The sequence below is a fragment of the Mycobacterium sp. H4Y genome, assembly GCF_000364405.1.
GTDB lineage: Bacteria > Actinomycetota > Actinomycetes > Mycobacteriales > Mycobacteriaceae > Mycobacterium > Mycobacterium intracellulare.
In genome coordinates this window covers 2365084-2387718 of sequence record NZ_AKIG01000001.1, presented here as the reverse complement: position 1 = coordinate 2387718, position 22635 = coordinate 2365084, and the positions used below count along the sequence as shown (strand labels likewise).

The window sequence follows — 22635 nt, the reverse complement described above, 5'->3', positions numbered from 1 at the left end:
GTCGAACGTCTCGTGTTTCGGTGGGTGAATCTCGCTGTTCCTCCTGAATGATCACACCCTACCGGCGCAACCGGATCTTCCACCGCACAAACCCGCCGTACAACAGCGACAGCGCGGCCAGCATGGCCATGTCCAGCAGCCAGGTCTTCGGCGCGTGCTGCCAGAACCGGTCCTGGGACAGCAGCGAATCGGGCACCAGGTGCCGCAGGTCCACCGTCGACGAGGCGGCGGCGTAGCCCCAGCGCGCCGGCATCGCCCACGACAACTGGTTCAGGCCGAGCCGGCCGGTCACGGGCACCATGCCGCCGCACAGCACCAGCTGCGCCATCACCGTCACCACGAACAACGGCATGATTTGCTCGCTCGAGCGCACCTGCGACGAGATGGCCAGGCCCAGGATGGCCGAGGCGACGCACGTCGCGGCCACGGTCGCGAACAGCTCGACCGTGGCCCCAATCGTGGAGTGGCCGAACAGATTTGCGCCGCGCGTCGGTGCGCCCTTGCCGGCCACCACGATCGCCGTGACGATCGCCGACTGCAAAATGGCGAACGCGCAGAACACCGCGCTCTTGGCGAGCAGGTAGGCGGTGGTCGACAGGCCGACCGCCTGCTCGCGCTGGAAGATGGCCCGTTCGCCGACCAGATCGCGAATTGTCAAGGCGGTGCCCATGAATGCCGCGGCCGGCATCAGCAGGGCCAGTATCTGTGCGGCCTCGTCGGGCGTTCCCGCATTGGGCCCCGGCGCATGAAATCCGTTGCTGCCCGGGACGGTCAGGGACAGCGAACCCAATATGAAGGGCAGTAGCGCCAGGAAGACGAAGTAGGCGCGGTCGGCGACGACGAGGCGAAACTGCCGCCGGGCGATGGTCGAGATCTGGCGTCGCACGCTGGTGTGCACCGGCTCACCCAGGCCGCTCGGCTCATCGGCCTTGTCCGGCATGCGCTTTTGGGCCTCGCTGCGTTCCACGAAGCGGCGATTGGCTTCGTCCGGGTCTGCGCCCACCTGGGTGAAGATCTTGGCCCAGTTGGTGGTACCCATCGCGTCGCCGATCTGCTCGGGCGAGCCGCGGTAGGCCGTCTTGCCGCCGGGGGCCATCAGCAACACCTGGTCGCAGACGTCCAGGTAGGACAGCGAGTGCGTCACCACCAGCACCACACGACCGGCATCGGCCAACTGGCGCAGCATGGTCATGACCTGCAGGTCGAGCGCGGGGTCCAGGCCGGAGGTGGGCTCGTCGAGGATCAGCAATGACGGGCCGGTCAGCAGTTCCAGCGCCACCGACGCGCGTTTGCGCTGCCCGCCGGACAGCTTGTCGACGCGGGTGTCGGCATGTTTGGTCAGGTCGAGCTCCTCGAGCACCTGGGCGACGACCCCGGCACGGTCGGCCTTGCCGGTGTCGGGCGGCAGCCGCAGCTCGGCGGCGTAGCCCAGCGCCTGGTTGACGGTCAGCTGGCGATGCACCACGTCGTCTTGGGGGACCATGCCGATCCTGCTGCGCAGCGACGCGTACTCGGCGTGAATGTTGTGTCCCTCGAACGTAACTGAGCCCGAGCTGGGTGTGGTGTAGCCGGCGATGAGCCTGGCCAGGGTGCTCTTTCCGGCGCCCGACCCGCCGATCACGGCGGTGAGCGTTCCGGGACGTGCGACCAGCGAGATGTCGTCGAGCAGTTGTTTGCCGTTGTCGACGACGTACTTGACGTTGCGCACCTCGAGCCCGCCGCTGCGCGACGCGGCTTCGCTGCGCTTGGTGAGCGTGCCGTCACGGAACACCAGGTCGACGTTGCCGATGGTGACGACGTCGTCCTCGGACAGGATCGCCGACCCGACCCGGGTGCCGTTGACGAAGGTGCCGTTGACGCTGTTGTCCCGGATCTCGGTGCCCAGCGGTGTGGGCACCAAGGTCGCGTGCCGTCGCGACGCCAATACGTCGGGGACGACGATGTCGTTTTCGGGGGCGCGCCCGATGGTCAGGGCGCCGGTCGTGCCCGCGGCGGACGACGCGCGCGGCGAGAGCAATCTCACAAAGCGCGTCGCCAGGTTCGACACGTCGGCCGTCTTGGCGTCGATCACCGTGAATTCCGTTGCCGGCGCCGCCCGCAACCTGGCGGGCGAGCCGGGATCGATGACGGTCAGCTCCTGCGGTGGTGCGCCGCGCACTGGCGACGGCGCCGCGAGCGGCGGCGGGGGCGCGGGGCGAGGCAGCGGACCTCGGGGACCGCCGCGGCGCGGCGGGGGCCGATGATGCGTCGGATTCGTTTGCTCGCCAACCACGGACCACGTCAGGGTCGGTGGCCCGGAATCGTGGCTGGGCCGGGTGCGGGCCGGGCGGGTCGCCTGGCCCTGCCGGGGCCCGATCGCGAAGGTCAGGTGCGGGCCGCGCGGGTTGCCGACGTGAATGCTCTGGCCGTCGTGGATATCGATGACCGGCATCCGGTAACCGTTGAGATAGGTCCCGTTCAGCGAACCGTTATCGATTGCCAGCCAGCGGCCTTGATCGAAACGCAGGATCAGATGCGCGCGCGAGATGCGCGGATCGGCGATCTGCACGTCGGCCTGCGCGTCGCGTCCGACGACCACTTCGTGTCCGGCCGCGAAGGATCGTTGGGACCCGTCGTGCCGAATGGTCAGCAGAGGCGGGGCGGGTCGAGTCACCACTCAAGTATCGGGTCGCGCCGGCCGTGCTTCTATGGGATCCGGCTGTGACTTCCCTTTGTTTCGGCACGGCTATTCATAGCTGTTTCATAGTCGGCGGAGTCGAATCGCCTACGGCCGTGCGGCATTATTCGATCGGAGGGGGACCAACGCATTGATGGATGAGCACAAGCGAACGACCCGGCGCATCGGCACCGGGCGACGACTGCTGACCAACCCGCGCCAGGCACGCGACGCCCTGCGCGCGGGTTTTCACTCGTTACCCGCGATGCCGATCGGGCAGCTGTTTCGCCGGATACCACCGGTGAGTTCCGCGCCGAACGCGGAACCCCAAGCGCCGCAACCACACAACGCTTCCGTGCCAGTGGATAATGGTGCGTCGTTCGCCGGCTACACGATCTTGCGGCAACTGGGCGCCGGTGGCATGGCCGAGGTCTACCTGGCATTGCATCCCCGGCTGCCGCGCCGCGACGTGATCAAAGTCCTCGCCGAGGCGGTGACGGCCGATCCCGAGTTTCGCGAAAGGTTCAATCGGGAGGCCGATCTCGCGGCGACGCTGTGGCATCCCCACATCGTCGGCGTCCACGACCGCGGCGCCTTCAACGGGCATCTGTGGATCTCGATGGACTATGTCGAGGGCACCGATGCGTCGCGGTTGGTCAAGCAGAGCCACCCCGAGGGCATGCCGATCCACGAGGTGTGTGCCATCGTGCAAGCGGTCGCGGGTGCGCTGGACTACGCGCACGACCGTGGCCTGCTGCACCGCGACGTCAAGCCCGCCAACATCCTGCTCACCCACCCGGAAGACGGGGAACGCCGAATCCTGTTGGCGGACTTCGGTGTCGCGCGCCACCTGGGCGACGTGAGCGGCATCACCGAAACGAATGTCGCGGTGGGAACCGTGGCCTACGCCGCGCCCGAGCAGCTCGCCGGTGCTCCGATCGACGGGCGGGCCGACCAATACGCTTTGGCCGCAACGGCTTTCCATCTGCTGACCGGTGCGCCACCGTTTCGGCATTCCAACCCGATCGCGGTGATCAGTCAGCACCTGCACGAGGCGCCTCCCCGGCTCAGCGACTTTCGGCCGGAGCTGGCGGAGCTCGACGACGTGTTCTCGACGGCGCTCGCCAAACGGCCCGAGGACAGGTTCGCGCGGTGCCGGGAGTTCGCCACCGCCGTCAGGGAGCGGGTTTCCGAAGCCCGTCCCCGGGCGCCGCGCACCGCCCTGTTGACGCCGCACCGCCGGCGCGGGCTCGCGGCCTTGAACCACCGGTTCTCGTCGAGAACCCGGTGGGCCGCAGCGCTGGTGTGCGCGGTGCTCGTCGCCGTCGCGGCGACCTGGTCGATCCTGTACTCGTTCGAGCCCACCACGCCGCCGCCCAGCCCCGCGCTCGCCTCCAAACCGTCCCTGCCCGCTCCCAGCGCCGCACCCACCGCGGGGGGACCGGCGCTGAACGGGACGTATCGCCTGGACTATGACCAGACCAAGCGGACCACCAACGGCATCGGCATCCGGCACGGCGGAGCCACCACCGACTGGTGGGCGTTCCGGTCGGCCTGCACGACCAACGGATGCGCGGCCACCGGGACCCAGCTGGACGATGCCACCCACCAACTGGCCAGCACCACCGGCGGCGGCCAGGCCGACACGTTGCGCTACGTGGGTGGCTACTGGCAAGGGGCTCCCGAGCAGTTGCGAGTGGGCTGCGTCCAGCCGAACGGGCACGCCCCGGCCACCCAGCAGGAAACCGTCGCGTGGTCGCTGGCGCCGCAGGCCGACGGCACGCTGCGGGGCACGCAGACCGAGACCGTGCTCAGCAACGAGTGCGGCGCTCAGGGGGCGGTGGTCCGGGTGCCCGTGGTGGCCGCCCGGGCCGGCGCCGCGCCGGCCGGCGTGGCGTTGGGCGACCCCACCCAGGTCATCAACGCCTCGACCACCGCGTCCGCCCCGCCGCCGCCCGTGCTGGGCGGGTTGTGCGCCGATGTCGGCAAGGTCGCCTACGACCCGACCAACAACGAGCAGATCGTCTGCGAGGGCAGCAGCTGGGCCAAGGCCCCGATCACGATGGGCGTGCACGCGGCCGGTAGCTCGTGCGACCGGCCGGGCACCTCGGTGTTCGCCATGAGCACCTCCAGCGACGGCTACCTGCTGCAATGCGACCCGGTCACCCGGACGTGGACGCGTCCCGCGGGTTAGCCGAGGACGGGGCCTCTGACTTGTCCGCGGCACGCTCGCGAGTTCGATATGTCGTCGAGGACGCCTTTAGGGCGGGTTTCGATGTGCGCGAGGACATGTCGGTTACCGATCGTTCGACTGCCGGTTCGATCGCGCAGCGCGCCATTCGGCAATCCCAGGCGCAGACCTATGCCGATGATATTCGTCAGCGCGCGGCGCAAGTGGTCGCTCTTGATCAACAGGTCGCGGGCAAAGTCACTGCGGCCGTGGCCGGAATCCGCGATACCTTCCCGCCGGAACCGAATCCTGATGAGCCACGGCCCAAACCCAAAGTCCAAGCCGTTGACAATCACACATTCAAGCAGGAGCCTCCGCCCGCAGGGTCATACCCGACCAACGAGGTAGTAGCCGAGGCGACCGACCTAGATGGCAACCATGTTGTTCTTCGACGCGGCTACTACGACGAGCGCACGCAACAGGGCTTCGGATGGGATAAGGCGTTCTGGAGACACCACGTAACAAACCCCAACGTATTCAAAGATCTGATCTCACACAGTCGACCGATCAGTAGCAAAGACGGAACTCTGGTCTACGAAGTGCCGATTAATCGTGTTCACTGCACGCAAGGATCGTTTGGAATCGCTGACTGCGAGGACACTGGTGAGAGCCTGACGATGAGAATAGTGGTGAACGTCAATGAAGGACGCGCCGGCATCCCTGACGGAGGTCAGAAGGGAGTGATCTCTATGTACCCGCTCGCGGGCGGTAGTGGCGTCGTAGAAGTCGAACCGGGATGGACACTGTGTCCGCCGTGGGTGAACAAAAATGTGCCCATCAACTGAACTTAACGACGCTCATGTCAAGTTTGCCGCCGACGTGCTGCGGAACCTCTTGCGCCACATCGACGACGAGAACGTCAAGCGGCACAATCCATTTCTGGTCTCTCACGCGTGGACCGACGGCCCACTGATGTTCTTGGTATACACGGCACCGCCGTCGGACAGGACCTGGGGCCTGGTCCGCGACACCAGGGAGTCGATTATCGACCGTGGCCCATGGCCAAACTTGGATGAGGCCGTCCTGTACTACTTTCTGGTCGACTTCGAGGAAAACCAGCCGTCCTGGTCCTCCCGCCAACCGGGAGAGCCAGACACTATTTGGTGGTTCGGCTATCCGCGCGAGAACCTCCCTGACCGGACGTCGAGCATCTCTGAGGCGTATCGGTATACGCCGTCGACCGGAGCGCCCCCGTCTAGCGCCAGCCAAAACCAAGCTCGACCAAAGACGCAGCCTCGTCTTTACCAAGATCCTCCATGAGCGAATCCCTCAACCGTCAGGACGACGACCTGCAAAGACCAGCTCCAACGCACTTGTCGGTGATCGCCTCTACCCTGGTGGCATGGCATTCGCCACGGAACATCCGGTAGTCGCCCATTCGGAATATCGCCCGGCCGAAGAGGCCGTGGCGGGGTTGGTACGCGCCGGCGGCCGCTTCGAGGTCGTCAGCCCGCACGACCCCGCCGGGGACCAACCGGCGGCCATCGACGAGCTGGAACGCAGGATCAGGGCGGGGGAGCGCGATGTGGTGCTGCTCGGCGCCACCGGCACCGGGAAGTCGGCCACCACCGCCTGGCTCATCGAGCGCCTGCAGCGGCCCACCCTGGTGATGGCACCCAACAAGACGCTGGCCGCCCAGCTGGCCAACGAGCTGCGGGAGATGTTGCCGCACAACGCCGTTGAGTACTTCGTGTCGTACTACGACTACTACCAGCCCGAGGCCTACATCGCGCAGACCGACACCTACATCGAAAAGGACAGCTCGATCAACGACGACGTCGAGCGCTTGCGGCACTCCGCGACGTCGTCGCTGCTGTCGCGGCGCGACGTGGTCGTGGTGGCGTCGGTGTCGTGCATCTACGGCCTGGGCACCCCGCAGTCGTACCTGGATCGTTCGGTGGAACTGCGGGTCGGCAACGAGGTGCCTCGGGACGGGTTGCTGCGGCTACTGGTCGACGTCCAGTACACCCGCAACGACCTGTCCTTCACCCGCGGCTCGTTCCGGGTGCGCGGCGACACGGTGGAGATCATCCCGTCCTACGAAGAACTGGCGGTGCGCATCGAGTTCTTCGGCGACGAGATCGAGGCGCTGTACTACCTGCACCCGCTGACGGGCGACGTGATCCGCCAGGTCGACTCGCTGCGCATCTTCCCGGCCACCCACTACGTGGCCGGCCCCGAGCGGATGGCCCACGCCATCTCGACGATCGAAGAGGAACTGGCCGCCCGGCTGGCCGAACTCGAGGGCCAGGGCAAGCTGCTCGAGGCGCAGCGCCTGAGGATGCGCACGAACTACGACATCGAGATGATGCGGCAGGTCGGATTCTGTTCGGGCATCGAGAACTACTCCCGCCACATCGACGCCCGGGGGCCGGGCTCGCCGCCGGCGACCCTGCTTGACTACTTCCCGGAAGACTTCTTGATGGTCATCGACGAGTCGCACGTCACCGTGCCGCAGATCGGCGGCATGTACGAGGGCGACATGTCGCGCAAGCGCAACCTGGTCGAATACGGGTTCCGGTTGCCGTCGGCGTGCGATAACCGCCCGCTGACGTGGGAGGAGTTCGCCGACCGGGTCGGGCAGACGGTGTATCTGTCGGCCACCCCGGGCCCCTACGAGCTCAGTCAGTCCGGCGGCGAGTTCGTCGAGCAGGTCATCCGGCCCACCGGCCTGGTGGACCCGAAGGTGGTGGTCAAACCGACCAAGGGGCAGATCGACGACCTGATCGGCGAGATCCGCAAGCGCACCGACGCCGACCAGCGGGTGCTGGTCACCACGCTCACCAAGAAGATGGCCGAGGACCTCACCGACTACCTGCTCGAGATGGGCATCCGGGTGCGCTATCTGCACTCGGAGGTCGACACGCTGCGCCGGGTGGAATTGCTGCGCCAGCTGCGGCTCGGCGAGTACGACGTGCTGGTCGGCATCAACCTGCTGCGCGAGGGCCTGGACCTGCCGGAGGTGTCGCTCGTCGCCATCCTGGATGCCGACAAAGAGGGCTTCCTGCGCTCCTCGCGCAGCCTGATCCAAACCATCGGCCGCGCCGCCCGCAACGTCTCCGGCGAAGTGCACATGTACGCCGACACGATCACCGACTCGATGAAGGAAGCCATCGACGAGACCGAACGGCGCCGGGCGAAGCAGATCGCCTACAACGAGGCCCACGGGATCGACCCGCAACCGCTGCGCAAAAAGATCGCCGACATCCTCGACCAGGTCTATCGCGAGGCGGACGACACCGAAACGGTGGAGATCGGCGGGTCAGGGCGGAATGCGTCCCGCGGTCGGCGCGCGCAGGGCGAGCCGGGCCGCGCCGTCAGCGCCGGGGTGTTCGAGGGCCGCGACACGACCAGCATGCCCCGCGCCGAACTGGCCGACCTGATCAAGGACCTCACCGCGCAGATGATGGCCGCCGCCCGGGACTTGCAGTTCGAGCTGGCCGCCCGGTTCCGGGACGAGATCGCCGACCTGAAGAAGGAACTGCGCGGGATGGACGCCGCCGGCCTGAAATGAGTTTGCTGGCAACCGATCTGCGCCGGGTAACCCCGCGGCACCCCATACGGTAGAGGGGTGACCGACGCGGCGACTATCACCGGCGGCTGGCGAGAGCTGCTGGGCGCCCGGTATCTGAGGACGTCAATCCTGCTAGCCGGTGGGGTAGCGCTTTACGCCACCAACGAGTTCCTGACCACCAGCTTGTTGCCCAACACCATCGCCGAGATCGGCGGAAGCCGGCTCTACGCGTGGGTGACGACGCTGTACCTGGTCGGGTCGGTGGTCGCGGCGACGATGGTCAATCCGATGCTGCTGCGCGTCGGGGCGCGGTCGTCGTATCTGTTCGGACTCGCCGTATTCGGCATCGCCAGCATGGTTTGCGCGGCCGCCCCCACCATGCATGTTTTGATTGCTGGCCGGGCGATGCAGGGGGTGGCCGGGGGCTTGCTGGCCGGCCTGGGCTACGCGGTGATCAACTCCGCGCTGCCCCGCTGGCTGTGGACGCGGGGGTCGGCGCTGGTGTCGGCGATGTGGGGTGTCGCGACGGTGGTCGGGCCCACGACGGGCGGGTTGTTCGCGCAGCTCGGGATCTGGCGGTGGGCGTTCGTCACGATGGCCGTCCTCACCGTTTTGATGGCCCTGCTGGTGCCGGTCGCGCTGGCCCGCGTCGACCCGACCAACGGCATCCCGCGGATGAAGGTGCCGGTGTGGTCGCTGCTGATCATCGGTGTGGCCGCGCTGGCCGTGAGCGTCGCGCAGATTCCCCGCAACACCGCCGCGACGTACGGGCTGCTCGCGGCCGGCATCCTGCTGGTCGGCCTGTTCGTGATCGTCGACTGGCGCATGCACGCGGCCATCCTGCCGCCCAGCGTGTTCTCTCCCGGGCCGTTGAAGTGGATTTACCTCACCATGGGTGTCCTGATGGGCGCGGCGATGGTGAACACCTATGTGCCGCTGTTCGGGCAGCGGTTGGCCCACCTCACGCCGATCGCGGCCGGCTTCCTGGGCGCGGCTCTCGCCCTCGGCTGGACCGTCAGCGAAATCGTCAGCGCCTCGCTGGAAAACCCGCGCACGATCGGGCGGGTGGTCATGGTGGCGCCGCTGGTTGCCGCGTCCGGCCTGGCGCTGGGCGCGGTCGCCCGGCACGGCGACGGGTCCAACTGGACCGCCGCCCTGTGGGCGGTGGCCCTGCTGGTCGCCGGCATCGGCATCGGGATGGCCTGGCCGCACCTCTCGGCCCGCGCGATGGCCTGCGTCAACGATCCGGCCGAGGGCGGCGCCGCCTCCGCGGCGATCAACACCGTCCAGCTGACCTCCGCGGCGATCGGCGCCGGACTGGCCGGGGTCGTCGTCAACACCGCCACCGGTGGCGAGGCGGTCGCGGCCCATTTGTTGTTCACGGTCTTCACCGCGGTGAGCGCCGCCGGTGTGGCGGTGTCGTACGCCGCGACCCGGGCCACGCGCCAGGCGCGGCCGGTCGCCAACGTGGGCTGACCCGTCGCCGATCACCGGGTGGACTTGACCACCTGCGAGTAATGGAATTGCCAACGCTCGACGATGTGGAAACCGAGGTAGCCCGGGAATCGGTATGCCGGGGCGCGCCCGAATGCGCTTCCGGGCGGGAGCGCTTGTCCCGCTTGGTGGTCCGGCAGCGAGGCGTCTTTATTGGTAATGGTCCAGATGGTGGGGCATTTGTTGATTTTGGCCGTGGTCAGCCAGACGGCCACATGGCCGTCCCACAGCGAGCCGACCTTCGGGCCGTACACGCCGCGCTCGACGTCGATCAGCGACCGGAAGGCCGCCGGCCGGGTGGCCAGCAGCGCCCGGATCGGGCCGGGCCGCCACGGCACGGTGTTGTCCACCATCAGGCAGTCGCCGGGGGCGGCGTGTGCGGCGATCAGGTCGGCGACCTGGCTGTAGTCCCAGCCTTCCTTGGCGTACGGCCAACGCTGGACGAACAGGTAATTGGGCACCGCGGCGATGACGAACAGCAGCACCGCGCCAACCATCGGCCAGGGCCGGCGGGCCAGCGTGACGATGCAGACGGCCAGGACGATGGCCATCGCGGGCGCGGTGAAGATCAGGTAGCGCGGGTAGTAGATCGGCTCGCTGACGGCCGAATAGATGACGACCAGCGCGGTCGGAATGACCATCCACACCACACAGAAGGTCAACAACCGGCGCAGGTCGCCGGCCGGGGCCGGCGCGCCGGCCAACCGGGCCAGCGCCGCCGCGACGATCACGACCGCGCTCAGCACCGCGAAGGCGACGCTGTGGTCGAAATACTGCCGCAGGATGATGTCGAACGCGTAATGCCAGCTCACCGGGTAGATCCAGCCGACCTGCCACACCTGGCCATGGGCGAACAGCGCGAACGGGATCATCGCCCCGACCGCGACGGCGGAGCTGGCGGCCCACCACACGGCCGGGGATCTGCGGGACCCCGCAGGAAGCAACAGCGGCAGGATCGCGCCGTACACCGGCACCAGCAGCACCAGGTTGACGTTGAGCAGGATCGACAGCGCCAATGCCAGCGCGTAGCAAATCCACCAGCGGGGCCGATTGCGCCGGACGGCGGCCACGAACAACACGGTCAGCCATACGGACGCGGCCGCGACGAAGCCATAGGAACGCGCCTCCATGCCGGCCCACGTCGTGCGGGGCAGGATGGCGAAGACGACGCCCGCGCACACCGCCGTCGGGCGCGTCGCGAACTTCTTGGTGAACACCGTGACCCCGGCGGCCGCGGCGCCCACGGCAAGGGCGCTGGGCAGGCGCGAGAAGAACTCGGTGGGCGGAAACACGGCGAACCAACCGTGCATCACCAGGTAGTACGCACCGTGGACGGCGTCGATGTGGCCCAGCAGCCGCCACAGCTCGGGCAGGGTCCGGCTCGCCGCGGCCGAAATCGTGGCCCCCTCGTCGAACCACAGCGAAGGCCGGCAGGCCCAGGCGGCGCTGACGGCGGTGGCGAACAGGGCGATCGCCCACGGGTCGAGCAACCTGCCGCGGGGGCGCGCTGCGACGGGTTTATCGACGGCATCCCCGGCGCGCGGCTCGAAAATCGGCTCGAGGGTGGGCTCGAGCATGGGACCAGACATGATGCTTGTTACTGTAGGGCGCGGCCGGTCGAACCGGTCACCAACAGCGCCCCCCCGCATTTGCAGTTCGCTCCCGTATTCACGAAAAGCGGCGTCATGCAATGCTTTCCGTCGCCGAATCGCGCATTCGATTGTTTTGTCATTATCGATATTGTCCGTTGGCCCAGCCAGGCGCCGCAAATTGCGGGTGCGCCTCGCCACACTGTGTCGTTCATCTATCTCCTCTGCATCGAGCAAACGCGATACTGTCTTGGGTTGGCTGACCAACCGAAACTGGGAGGGTAAATGGGCGCCTATCGGACTGTGGTGGTAGGAACCGATGGCTCGGACTCGTCGATGCGTGCGGTGGAGAAGGCGGCGCAGATCGCCGGGCCGGACGCCAAGCTGATCGTCGCCTCGGCGTACTTGCCCCAACATGAGGACGCCCGGGCCGCCGACGCCCTCCGGGACGAAAGCTACAAGGTTTCGGGCACCGCGCCGATTTACGCGATTCTGCGCGACGCCAAGGACCGCGCGCACGCGGCGGGCGCGCAGAACATCGACGAGCGCCCGATCGTGGGGGCGCCGGTCGATGCGCTGGTGCACCTCGCCGAGGAAGAGCAGGCGGACCTGCTCGTGGTCGGCAACGTCGGTCTGAGCACCATCGCCGGCCGGCTGCTGGGATCGGTGCCGGCCAACGTCTCGCGGCGGGCCAAGACCGACGTCCTGATCGTGCACACCACGACGTAACCGCCTGCCGCCGGGCCCGGCGCTACCAGCCCCGCGCGCGCCATTCGATCAGATGGGGTCGTTCGGCGCCCAACACCGTGTCGTCGCCGTGGCCGGGGTAGATGACCGTCGCGTCGTCATACACGTCGAACACCCGGGTGGTGACGTCGTCGAGCAGCTGGTCGAAATCGCCGGGCTGCCAGGTCTTGCCGACGCCGCCGGGGAAAAGGCAGTCGCCGGTGAACAGCTGCGTGACCCCGCCGGTCGCGGGTCCGTCCAGGGCCAGCGCGATCGATCCGGGGGTGTGCCCCCGCAGGTGGATGACGTCGAAGTTCAGCTCGCCGATCTGCACGGTGTCGCCGCCCGCCAGCAAACGGTCCGGTTTGACCGGCAGCGCCTCGGCGTCGATTTCGTTGGCGGCGGTCGGCGCGCCGGTCGCCTTCGCCACGGCGTCGAGCGCCTGCCAGTGATCGAAGTGCTGATGGCTGGTCACGATCAGCGACACCTTTGGTGCGTGCTGCCGGATCAGGCCGATCAGGTCGTCGGCGTCGTTGGCGGCGTCGATGAGCAGGGTTTCGCCCGTGGCGGAACACGTCACCAGATACGCGTTGTTGTCCATGGGGCCCACCGACGCCTTTATGATCGTGGCGCCGGGTAGGGTCCGGCGGGCCGCGGTACCAGGGTCGACGTGTCCCGTGTAGGTGTCGACAAGCTTGTCAGTGGGGCCGTCCTGGGCAGTCATAGCGGCCACGTTACTGGTCACAGACTGCTTGTCGGTATGGGCACATAGCATGGAATGCGCCGTGCGCAACTCCGATCCGGGATCGGCATTGTGGCTGCGGAAAAGTAGCAGATAGTTCCTGAGAGGGGCGGCGTTGGCTGACCGTCTGATCATCAAGGGCGCCCGCGAGCACAACCTGCGCGGCGTCGACCTCGACCTGCCCCGCGACGCGCTGATCGTCTTCACCGGGCTGTCGGGTTCGGGCAAATCGTCGCTGGCCTTCGACACGATCTTCGCCGAGGGGCAGCGGCGTTACGTGGAGTCGCTGTCGGCCTACGCCCGCCAGTTCCTCGGGCAGATGGACAAGCCGGACGTCGACTTCATCGAGGGCCTGTCCCCGGCGGTGTCGATCGACCAGAAGTCCACCAACCGCAACCCGCGATCGACGGTCGGCACCATCACCGAGGTGTACGACTACCTGCGGCTGCTGTACGCCCGCGCCGGCACCCCGCACTGCCCGGTGTGTGGCGAGCGCATCGCCCGCCAGACGCCACAGCAAATCGTCGATCAGGTGCTGGCGATGCCGGAGGGCACCCGCTTTCAGGTGCTGGCGCCGGTGGTGCGCACCCGCAAGGGCGAGTTCGCCGACCTCTTCGAAAAGCTCAACGCCCAGGGCTACAGCCGGGTCCGGGTCGACGGCGTCGTGCATCCGCTGACCGATCCGCCGAAGCTGAAGAAGCAGGAGAAGCACGACATCGAGGTCGTGGTGGACCGCCTCACCGTGAAAGCCAGCGCCAAGCAGCGGCTCACCGACTCGGTGGAAACCGCGCTGAGCCTGGCCGACGGCATCGTGGTGCTGGAGTTCGTCGATCACGAGCACGACGCCCACAACCGCGAGCAGCGGTTCTCCGAGAAGCTGGCCTGCCCGAACGGGCACGCGCTGGCCGTCGACGACCTGGAGCCGCGGTCGTTCTCCTTCAACTCGCCGTACGGCGCCTGCCCGGAATGCAGCGGCCTGGGCATCCGCAAGGAGGTCGACCCGGACCTGGTGGTGCCCGACCCCGAGCGCACCCTGGCCGAGGGTGCGGTGGCGCCGTGGTCGACGGGCCACACCGCGGAGTACTTCACCCGGATGATGGCCGGGCTGGGGGACGAGCTGGGCTTCGACGTCGACACCCCGTGGCGCAAACTGCCCGCCAAGGCCCGCAAGGCGATCCTCGAGGGATCCGACCACCAGGTGCACGTGCGGTACCGCAACCGGTATGGCCGGACCCGCTCGTACTACGCCGATTTCGAGGGCGTGCTGGCGTTTTTGCAGCGCAAGATGGCGCAGACCGAATCCGAGCAGATGAAGGAGCGCTACGAGGGCTTCATGCGTGACGTGCCCTGCCCGGTCTGCGAGGGGACCCGGCTCAAGCCGGAGATCCTGGCGGTGTCGCTGAGCGCGGGCAATCGCGGCAAGAAGTCCATCGCCGAGGTCTGTGAGCTGTCGATCTCCGATTGCGCCGACTTCCTCAACACCCTCACCCTGGGGCCGCGCGAGCAGGCGATCGCCGGGCAGGTGCTCAAGGAAATTCAGTCGCGGCTGGGATTTTTGCTCGACGTCGGTCTTGAATACCTGTCGCTGTCCCGCGCGGCCGCCACGCTGTCCGGTGGTGAGGCGCAACGCATTCGGCTGGCCACCCAGATCGGGTCCGGGCTGGTGGGCGTGCTCTACGTGCTCGACGAGCCGTCCATCGGGCTGCATCAGCGCGATAACCGTCGCCTCATCGAAACCCTCACTCGGCTAAGGGGTTTGGGCAACACGCTGATCGTCGTCGAGCATGACGAGGACACCATCGCGCACGCCGACTGGATCGTCGACATCGGCCCGTGGGCCGGTGAGCACGGCGGTCAGATCGTGCACAGCGGCACCTACAGCGAGCTGCTGGCCAACAAGGAGTCGATCACGGGCGCCTACCTGTCGGGCAAGGAAAGCATCGAGATGCCGGCGATCCGGCGTCCCGTCGACCGGCGCCGTCAGCTCACCGTCGTCGGCGCGCGCGAGCACAACTTGCGCGGCATCGACGTCTCGTTCCCGCTCGGCGTGCTCACGTCGGTGACCGGTGTGTCCGGTTCCGGCAAGTCGACTCTGGTCAACGACATCCTCGCGGCGGTGCTGGCCAACCGGCTCAACGGCGCAAGGCTGGTCCCCGGCCGCCACACCCGGGTCACCGGGCTGGACCACCTGGACAAGCTGGTGCGGGTTGATCAGTCGCCGATCGGGCGCACGCCGCGGTCGAACCCGGCCACCTACACCGGCGTGTTCGACAAGATCCGGACCCTGTTCGCGGCGACCACCGAGGCCAAAGTCCGTGGCTACCAACCGGGCCGGTTCTCGTTCAACGTCAAGGGCGGCCGCTGCGAGGCGTGCACGGGCGACGGCACCATCAAGATCGAGATGAACTTCCTGCCCGACGTGTATGTGCCGTGCGAGGTGTGTCAGGGCGCGCGCTACAACCGGGAAACCCTCGAGGTGCACTACAAGGGCAAGACCATCTCCGAGGTGCTGGACATGTCCATCGAGGAGGCGGCGGAGTTCTTCGAGCCGATCACCGGCATCCACCGCTACCTGCGCACCCTGGTCGACGTCGGGCTGGGTTACGTGCGGCTCGGCCAGCCGGCGCCGACGCTGTCCGGCGGCGAGGCCCAGCGCGTCAAGCTGGCCGCCGAACTGCAGAAGCGCTCCACCGGACGCACCGTCTACATCCTCGACGAGCCGACCACGGGTCTGCATTTCGACGACATCCGCAAGTTGCTCAAGGTCATCAACGGCCTTGTCGACAAAGGCAATACGGTCATCGTCATCGAACATAACCTGGACGTCATCAAGACCTCGGACTGGATCGTCGACATGGGGCCGGAAGGCGGCGCCGAGGGCGGAACCGTTGTCGCGGAAGGCACTCCGGAGGACGTCGCGGCGGTGCCGGAGAGCTACACCGGGAAGTTCCTCGCCGAGGTCATCGGTCGCAGCGCGCCGCCGGCCAGCGCTCCCGCGCGCCGGCCGGCCCGCCGCCGTAAAGCCACCGCCTGAGCCCGCCTTCGCGACAAGGCCCGAATGACATTGTCGGGCAAGGCATCTGGCGAGCACTGAGGGGACACACGCCCGGCGTCGCTCACGGCTGGTCGCCTGGCCGCATCGACTCGCGGATCTGGGCCAGCCGCTCGGCCGCCGCGCGACGGCGCTCGTCGTAGTCGGCCTCGACCGATCGTCCCTCGCGTGACTCCGCGTCGAGTTCGGCCGAGCCCTGTGCCGTCGCGTACCGGGCCTCGATCTTGTCGCACACGGACTCGAACGTCGGCGTACCGGCGTCGTCGTATCCGGCGTCGGCGGAACCTTCAGTGCTGGATTCGTCGGGCATGCCGCCACGGTACTGCGCGCCCGGTCGAAATCGGCAACATCCGTTGTCAGTTCTTGGGGTCGCTGCGGTTCGCATTTCCCGTGCTCTAGCCCCGACCGGCGTTAACCATAATTCGGCCGCGGTCGCGTGTTACTGAACAGTAGCTGACGTTTTCGCCAAATCCCGTGCGGCGCCTAACAAGCCCGCGTTGATATTTTCCGCCCGCGCTGCACAGCCGCCATTAGCTTGTTATGTCACAATCTCCTTGGTTATTTGTCGCGAGTCGAATTGAGAAACGATTCAAGACGTGTTCACGAAATAGTTCGGTTCGCACGGTTAATAGGTGGAGGCAAACCCATGGAAGCGGCTCAGCTCGAAGCAAGAGTGTTTGATGCCCCGCGGTCGGACGTTCGGTCCGGCTGGCGCGATCACGCGACGGGATGTTGGGTCGTCGCGTCCACGCCGAGGGCGGAGCCCGATCTGTGGAATCAATACCTGGAAGGCGCAGCGCACAGCTATCGCAGGCACGGGTTGGATTGGGTGCTCGACGTGGACGCGATTTCGGACGGCGCGGACACGGCGCTGTTCTTCGCGGCCCTTGACCCGGAGGGGCGCGTGGTCGGGGGCACGCGCGTCGTGGGGCCGTTGCGCTCGCCCGAGGACTCCCACGCGCTGGTGGAGTGGAAAGGCAATCCCGGCCTTTCCCTGCTGCGTCATATGATCGCCAACCGGCTTCCGTTCGGCGTCGTGGAGGTGAAAAGCGCCTGGGCCAATTCCCGCGAATATGGCAATCAGTCGCTTTCCCGAGTATTGGCCCGCACGGCCCTGCCGACGATGACGTTGCTGGGTGCTCAATTTGTGATGGCTACCGCGGCGGCCCATGTGCTGGAGCAGTGGCAATCCTCCGGGGGCGTCGTGGCCGCACGCGTTCCGGCGGCCGCCTATCCGAATGAAAACTATCGAACCAAAGTGATGTGGTGGGACCGTCGCACCCTTTCCGCTCATGCCGAGCCGGCGCAATTCAAGCTGATGTGCGCCGAGAACGCCGAAATCCTCAGCCGCTTTTCGGCATTGGAAGAAATCACGTGTTGATGGCACGGTCCTGGTTGGCCGCCAAAGCGGTAAAACCGGGAAGGTGGTGTCGGGCCGGTTGCCGCGGATGCCATCATTGCGGCTATGGCATCTCGACACACGCGATTTCGGTTCTTCTACCGGGTCGGCTTCACGCCGTGGGAGGGACACCCGATCGGGCAGGGTCTGCGGGATCTGGTCGAGGGGACTGCTTCCACGCCGGCGCTGCCCAAGGGGCAGGCTCTCGACGTGGGATGCGGCACCGGGGACTGCGCCATCTATCTCGCCCAGCAGGGCTGGCAGGTCACCGGGGTCGATTACGTCGCGAAACCGCTTGAAAAGGCGCGGGCGAAAGCGGGCAAAGCCGATGTCTCGATCAATTTTGTTCGTGCCGATGTGACGCAGCTGAGTCAGTCCGGGATCGGGACTGGCTTCCAGTTGATCGTCGACAACGGTTGCATCCACAACATGAGTGGCGGCGACCGTGAGGCGTACGTCCGGGAAGTCAGCGCCGTGGCGGCGCCCGACGCGCGGCTGTTCATCGCCGCGTTCCCTCCCGGCGGCCGGTTCGGCGTGCCGGGGATCGATCACGCCGAGATCGAACGACGTTTTACTCCCGGCTGGACGCTGTTATTCACCGGCGACGAGCAGGAACTCGACGATAGGAAGACCCCGGCGTATTACTACCTGTTCCAACGTCGCCCCTGAGTGCCCGACCGTCTCCCGTGCTGCACTTTCTGGCGGATCTAAACCGCGTTTCCCGTTCCAGGAAACCGCGTGCTGGAGAAGTTCATCGGGATGACGCGTTTGGCCAGGAGTGATTCCATCGCCGCGCTGTCGATGGGGCGGGACAGCAAAAAGCCTTGCGCGCGATGGCAGCCCAGGCTGAGCAGCCTTTCGGCCGCGGCCACGGTTTCCACCCCTTCGGCCACGACATCGAGCCCGAAGGCGTCGGCCAGGGCCATCGTCGAGCGCACGATCGCCAGATCTCCGGCGTTGGTGTCGAGACTCTGGACGAAACCCTTGTCGATCTTGAGTGAATCGACGGGAAGAGATTTCAGATATGTCAACACACTGTAGCCGGTGCCGAAGTCATCGATCGCGATCTGTACGCCAACGTCCTTCAACCCGAACAACGTCTGACGCGTCGCGTCGATGTCTTGGACCACAACGCTTTCGGTGATCTCCAGACATACGGTGCTGGGATCAAGACCGAACTCGTCAAGGGTGGCGGCGACGGTGTCAACGATACCGGCCGTGACGAGCTGCACGGGAGATACGTTGATTCGCAGCACCGTGCCCTTCCCGACACCGTGCGAGCGCCATAGTCCGAATTGCGCACACGCGGAGCGCATGACGAGGCGGCCGAGCTTGGCGCCGAGGTTGATCGATTCCACGACCTGGATGAACGAATCAGGCATCAACAGGCCCAGAGTTGGGTGTTGCCAACGGATTAGCGCCTCGGTGCCGAGAATCTCGCCGGTACGCATGTCGAATTCCGGAAGGTAGTGGAGGACCAGCGCGCCGCCACCGCCCTCGATCATCCCTTCCAGGTGCAGCTCGATGTCGTTGCGGATCATGTCCGTTGTGGACATCTCCGGGCGGAAGGTTGCGACCTTGTTGCCGCCCGAGGCCTTGGCCGACCGGGTGGCCTGATCGACCCGCCGTAGCAGGTCTGACGTGGTCTCGTCCCCGGGTAGGCCTGCCGCGACGCCGATACTTACGGTGCGACTGAGCATTTCGCCGTCGATGGGGATCTGTTGGTGAACCCGACCGTGCAATGAGTGTGCGAACGCTTCGGCGGCCTCGACATCCATGGCCGCGGACGGCACGACGCCGAACTCGTCGCCGCCGAAGCGGGCGATGACGGAGGGAACCCGGGTGGCCTCACGTAGTAGCGCGGCGAAGGACTCGATGAATCGGTCGCCGGCGTCTTGGCCGAGGCGACTGTTGATGACCTTGAAGCGGTCGATGGCGAGGAACACGACCGACACCGGGCCGGGCTGTCCCTTCGCCAGCCGGTCGTCGAGGTGTGCGATGAGCGCCCTTCGGTTCAGCAGCCCGGTGAGTTCATCGTGCTCGGCGAGGTAGTGAATTTGCTGTTCGGCGACGACGCGGGCTTGCAGCTGCGCAAAAAGCGCGGCGATCGCCTGTAGCGCATTGAGTTCTTCGGGTAGCCATTCGCGGTCTCCGAGTTTGCCGAAGGCGAGTGTGCCGGTGGTGACGTCGCCGGACAGCAGCGGAACGGCGGCCAGCGAGACGGCGGGAACCCCGGTGCCCGCTTCGATTCGGTTCTGATAGTCGGCGTTCTCCGGCTCGGGGCGGACCACCTCGGGCACCTTGAGGTGTTCGGTGCGCGCGAAGATGGAGTCGGCGTCGGCGAAATACACCAACCCGATCGGGTCGGGGTCGGCGTTACGCGGCGGGAATTCGGCGATGAGGATGGTCGCGCGGATGGTGTGATCGTTGTGGCGCAGGAAGCTGAAGTCCACCCCCAGGTCGCGAACCAGGTTGCCGAGCACGCGTTCGCTGATGGTGGCAGAGTCCGCCGCGGTGGCCGCCATCAACTCGGCGGCGGCAGCGGTGACCAGGTGGTCCAGTGTGCCCGACATTGCCTTAACGGTAGCGGTAACCGGTGCGCCGCGTTTGGCATTGCCTAGTGCGTCTAGCAATGATTCGCTCACGTTGACGCCCGAGTGTGATCGGGGTCGCGTGGACTCGGTGGCTACGGGGAAGGTGCGGCGGGCCGGGTTAGCGGCGCGGTCGGACGCGCGCGCGGATAGGACCGCCGGCGATCATGGTGAAGTGCAACGCGAGCGGAAATTCGTCGTCGAGTGAGCGAATTTCGACTCCCCGGATGAGTGTTGCCAAGGCGAGTGTGACTTCGAGCATGGCGAAATGGTCGCCGATGCACGAGCGGGGGCCGCCGCCGAAGGGCACGTATTGCCACCGATCGAGAGCCTTGAAGTTCTCCGGGCTGAATCGTTCCGGGTCGAATCGAAGCGGGTCGTCCCAAAGCTGCGGGTCGCGTTGTACGGCCATTCGCCCCACGATGAGCATCGTGCCCTTGGGCACCCGGTAGCCGCCGACTTGGACGTCGCGGGATGCCATGCGTGTCCCCGTAGGCGCCGGGGGGCACAGGCGCAACGATTCCCGTATGACCTGCACCGTGTAACCGAGCTGTGGAATGTCGTCGGACGTCAGCGGCCGATCCGGCAGGGCCGCGACTTCCGCGGCCACGCGGTTCTGGCAATCGGTGTGGTGTCCCAGAGACCACAGCGCATACGTCAACGCGGTCGTCGTGGTGTCGTGGCCGGCGAAGAGGAACATGACGAGCTCGTCGCAAATCTCGTCATCGGACAACCGTTTTCCGGTTTCTGGATCCTCGGCGGCGAGCAGGGCATGGACCAGGGGCGCGACTCGTGTCGGATCGGCGCGACAGTCCCGCAGGATCTCCTGTGTCAGCGCGTGAAGTTTGGCGCTCGCCGCTCGCGCGCGATGACGCGCGGGTGTGGGCAACCAGCGCGGCGCGCGGAGCGGGCGCGTCGCGCGCCTGACCGCGTAGGCCAACGCGATTCGCAGTGGCTCGACGACCTCGTCGGCCCGTTGTTCCAGGTCGAGCCCGAGCACCGATCGGCCCAGCGCGCGCAACGTGATCGTGCGGCATTCGGCGTCCAAATCGATCAGGGCGTCCTCGTGCCAGCTTTCGCTCACCGATTGCGCCGCCTGCTCCATGTGGCCGCCGAACTCGCTCACCCGCTGCTTGGTGAACACCGGCTGTAGGGTGCGCCGGCGTGGCTTCCATTGCTCGAAGGGAAGATCGGTGAGGCTGGCGCCGATGACGCGGCGCACTTGGTCGAAGACCGGAGTGGTCTTGTCCACGGAATCGTCTTTGGTGCTGAGGATGTCGCGGATGGCCTCCGGAGACGTCGCCAACACCATCGGGGGCATCAGCCATCGCGGCCCTAACTTGAACGACGTCACCCGCCCGCCGGCGTCACGCAGCCGTTCGGTTCCCGTGCTGAACTCCCGTACCGCCGCGAGGCGCTGACGGTAAGGCATCGGATTCACCGGCGGCAGGGGCAGGCATTCGATGCCGTCACTTGCAAGGGCCTGAACCACGCCTACCTCCTGCGGAAATGCTGTTGCCTACGCCGGTCGAACGACCGCGCAGGCCGAAAGCTTGCCGGCCCCCGCTGACCGGACAAGTATTCCAGGACGTCCGTTTCGACGCAGCGAAATTCAACGGGACGCCGGTGCAGACTGCGCGGACAGGTTAATAATCATTTGCGACACTTCGGCCGGGTACCTGACTGCCGCCAGAGCTGACGAGAAATCGATCATGCGGACCCCATGAAAGGTTGAGGGTGAAGAGAATTCGGCCGCTGTGGCGAATGCCTGGGATCGTTTTGCGTGAGCGGTCGCATCCGCCGGGGCGGGAGCGCATTCCTGAGCCGATGGTGGTGGACGATCCGGAGTCTGTCGCACAGTTCCACACCGGTGGCGCATCCAACCCCGGCATGTGCGCGGTGTACGACTTGTGCGCTCGCGCGCTTGATGCGCTGCTGCCTCCAGGCGGCCGCCTGCTGGATCTCGGCGTCGGCTCCGGTCGTGCGTTGAGCGCCGTCCTGCGCCGACGACCCGACGTTCGGGCCACAGCCGTCGATCTCGCCCCCAACATGCTGTCCACGGCGCGGGCGCTGTTCGACGCCGAAGGGATCGGAGAACGTGTCGAACTGCGCCGGGAGGACATCACCGCGTTGCCGGAGCGGGTTTCAACGGCCCCGTGGGACGCCGTCTCGTGCATGTGGACCTTACATCAGCTACCCGATTTCGACACCTTGCGCGGCGCCCTTCGACAGATCGAAGCGATCCAACGCCGCAGTGGGGCCGCAGTGTGGATTTCCGATTTTCAGCGACTCCGGGACCCTGCGGCCGCCCCCAGCATGCTGGCGATAGCCGACCCCGACTCGCCGGCCGTCCTGCGCCAAGACGCCATTGCGAGCGAGGCGGCGGCGTTCACCATCGCGGAACTGTCGAATGAGCTTGCCGCAGCGGGTCTGCAAGCAATGCACCGCGGTCATTCGACACCGGTGCCCTACCTGCAGGCGTACTGGATGTACGGGGCGCGCGGCGGACCGAGCGCGGTGACCGGCGCGCGGGACCCTCGGCTGAGTCGTCAAGCCCGCCGCGAGTCGGCTTTGTTGCGATGGGGATTCACGGCGAAACCGTTCTGAGGTCCGATGGCCCCGGCTCGCTCGTCACACGACGG

Annotated in this window: 14 protein-coding genes and 1 pseudogene; 9 read left to right on the top strand and 6 right to left on the bottom strand. The window is 66.8% G+C overall.

What is annotated here, in order from left to right:
* Positions 1-58: 58 nt before the first annotated feature.
* Positions 59-2653 (bottom strand): FHA domain-containing protein, encoded by a 2595-nt coding sequence (locus W7U_RS10400; RefSeq protein ID WP_231504782.1) that lies wholly within the window; start codon positions 2651-2653, stop codon positions 59-61.
* A 157-nt stretch (positions 2654-2810) separates the two neighbouring features.
* On the opposite strand from W7U_RS10400, the gene W7U_RS10395 reads away from it, so the two are divergent.
* The 4 genes and pseudogenes from W7U_RS10395 to W7U_RS10385 all read left to right on the top strand — a co-directional run bounded on the left by W7U_RS10395 (position 2811) and on the right by W7U_RS10385 (position 9876).
* Positions 2811-4850, top strand: coding sequence for a serine/threonine-protein kinase (locus W7U_RS10395; RefSeq protein WP_008257662.1), 2040 nt, complete (start codon positions 2811-2813; stop codon positions 4848-4850).
* Positions 4847-5671, top strand: a pseudogene (locus W7U_RS25540) (hypothetical protein); the annotation flags it as partial. The gene W7U_RS10395 and the pseudogene W7U_RS25540, both read left to right, overlap by 4 nt.
* A gap of 557 nt (positions 5672-6228) precedes the next feature.
* A complete protein-coding gene (gene uvrB, locus W7U_RS10390) occupies positions 6229-8400 on the top strand; it encodes an excinuclease ABC subunit UvrB (protein ID WP_008257660.1) in 2172 nt (723 codons plus the stop codon).
* Between the two features lie 57 nt (positions 8401-8457).
* Positions 8458-9876 (top strand): MFS transporter, encoded by a 1419-nt coding sequence (locus W7U_RS10385; RefSeq protein WP_008257658.1) that lies wholly within the window; start codon positions 8458-8460, stop codon positions 9874-9876.
* Between the two features lie 11 nt (positions 9877-9887).
* Here the strand turns inward: W7U_RS10385 and W7U_RS10380 are convergent, their stop codons facing one another.
* On the bottom strand, positions 9888-11471 hold the full coding sequence (locus W7U_RS10380) for a glycosyltransferase family 39 protein (RefSeq protein ID WP_008257656.1): 1584 nt from the start codon (positions 11469-11471) through the stop codon (positions 9888-9890).
* Between the two features lie 297 nt (positions 11472-11768).
* Between W7U_RS10380 and W7U_RS10375 the strand changes: the two genes are divergently transcribed.
* Positions 11769-12212, top strand: a complete 444-nt coding sequence (locus W7U_RS10375; protein WP_008257654.1) for a universal stress protein — start codon at positions 11769-11771, stop codon at positions 12210-12212.
* Positions 12213-12234: 22 nt separating this feature from the next.
* Here W7U_RS10375 and W7U_RS10370 read toward each other — a convergent pair whose 3' ends face one another.
* Positions 12235-12933 carry an MBL fold metallo-hydrolase gene (locus tag W7U_RS10370; protein ID WP_008257650.1) on the bottom strand — a complete coding sequence of 233 codons (699 nt, stop codon included), beginning with the start codon at positions 12931-12933 and terminating at the stop codon, positions 12235-12237.
* A gap of 133 nt (positions 12934-13066) precedes the next feature.
* Here W7U_RS10370 and uvrA point away from each other — a divergent pair, with 133 nt between their 5' ends.
* On the top strand, positions 13067-15985 hold the full coding sequence (gene uvrA / locus W7U_RS10365) for an excinuclease ABC subunit UvrA (protein WP_008257649.1): 2919 nt from the start codon (positions 13067-13069) through the stop codon (positions 15983-15985).
* Between the two features lie 82 nt (positions 15986-16067).
* On the opposite strand, the gene W7U_RS10360 is transcribed toward uvrA, so the two are convergent.
* Positions 16068-16313 (bottom strand): hypothetical protein, encoded by a 246-nt coding sequence (locus tag W7U_RS10360; RefSeq protein ID WP_008257648.1) that lies wholly within the window; start codon positions 16311-16313, stop codon positions 16068-16070.
* Positions 16314-16649: 336 nt separating this feature from the next.
* Between W7U_RS10360 and W7U_RS10355 the strand changes: the two genes are divergently transcribed.
* Together W7U_RS10355 and W7U_RS10350 are read left to right on the top strand one after the other, a co-directional pair.
* Positions 16650-17384: a hypothetical protein gene (locus tag W7U_RS10355; RefSeq protein WP_020822787.1), complete on the top strand. Its 735-nt coding sequence runs from the start codon at positions 16650-16652 to the stop codon at positions 17382-17384.
* Positions 17385-17468: 84 nt separating this feature from the next.
* On the top strand, positions 17469-18071 hold the full coding sequence (locus W7U_RS10350) for a class I SAM-dependent methyltransferase (protein WP_008257646.1): 603 nt from the start codon (positions 17469-17471) through the stop codon (positions 18069-18071).
* A gap of 38 nt (positions 18072-18109) precedes the next feature.
* Here W7U_RS10350 and W7U_RS10345 read toward each other — a convergent pair whose 3' ends face one another.
* Both W7U_RS10345 and W7U_RS10340 read right to left on the bottom strand, forming a co-directional pair.
* On the bottom strand, positions 18110-19975 hold the full coding sequence (locus tag W7U_RS10345) for an EAL domain-containing protein (protein WP_008257645.1): 1866 nt from the start codon (positions 19973-19975) through the stop codon (positions 18110-18112).
* 139 nt (positions 19976-20114) lie between these two features.
* On the bottom strand, positions 20115-21485 hold the full coding sequence (locus tag W7U_RS10340) for a cytochrome P450 (protein WP_008257643.1): 1371 nt from the start codon (positions 21483-21485) through the stop codon (positions 20115-20117).
* Between the two features lie 272 nt (positions 21486-21757).
* Here W7U_RS10340 and W7U_RS10335 point away from each other — a divergent pair, with 272 nt between their 5' ends.
* Entirely contained in the window at positions 21758-22600 is an 843-nt protein-coding gene (locus W7U_RS10335; RefSeq protein ID WP_231504781.1) for a class I SAM-dependent methyltransferase, read from the top strand.
* The last annotated feature ends 35 nt before the right edge of the window (positions 22601-22635 follow it).

Excerpts from the sequence above, each read along its gene's own strand:
- W7U_RS10335 (WP_231504781.1), top strand. The coding sequence starts at position 21,758 with ATGCCTGGGATCGTTTTGCGTGAGCGGTCGCATCCGCCGGGGCGGGAG.
- W7U_RS10355 (WP_020822787.1), top strand. The coding sequence starts at position 16,650 with ATGGAAGCGGCTCAGCTCGAAGCAAGAGTGTTTGATGCCCCGCGGTCG.
- W7U_RS10345 (WP_008257645.1), bottom strand. The coding sequence starts at position 19,975 with ATGTCGGGCACACTGGACCACCTGGTCACCGCTGCCGCCGCCGAGTTG.
- W7U_RS10375 (WP_008257654.1), top strand. The coding sequence starts at position 11,769 with ATGGGCGCCTATCGGACTGTGGTGGTAGGAACCGATGGCTCGGACTCG.
- W7U_RS10370 (WP_008257650.1), bottom strand. The coding sequence starts at position 12,933 with ATGACTGCCCAGGACGGCCCCACTGACAAGCTTGTCGACACCTACACG.
- W7U_RS10395 (WP_008257662.1), top strand. The coding sequence starts at position 2,811 with ATGGATGAGCACAAGCGAACGACCCGGCGCATCGGCACCGGGCGACGA.
- W7U_RS10380 (WP_008257656.1), bottom strand. The coding sequence starts at position 11,471 with ATGCTCGAGCCCACCCTCGAGCCGATTTTCGAGCCGCGCGCCGGGGAT.
- W7U_RS10360 (WP_008257648.1), bottom strand. The coding sequence starts at position 16,313 with ATGCCCGACGAATCCAGCACTGAAGGTTCCGCCGACGCCGGATACGAC.
- uvrB (WP_008257660.1), top strand. The coding sequence starts at position 6,229 with ATGGCATTCGCCACGGAACATCCGGTAGTCGCCCATTCGGAATATCGC.
- W7U_RS10350 (WP_008257646.1), top strand. The coding sequence starts at position 17,469 with ATGGCATCTCGACACACGCGATTTCGGTTCTTCTACCGGGTCGGCTTC.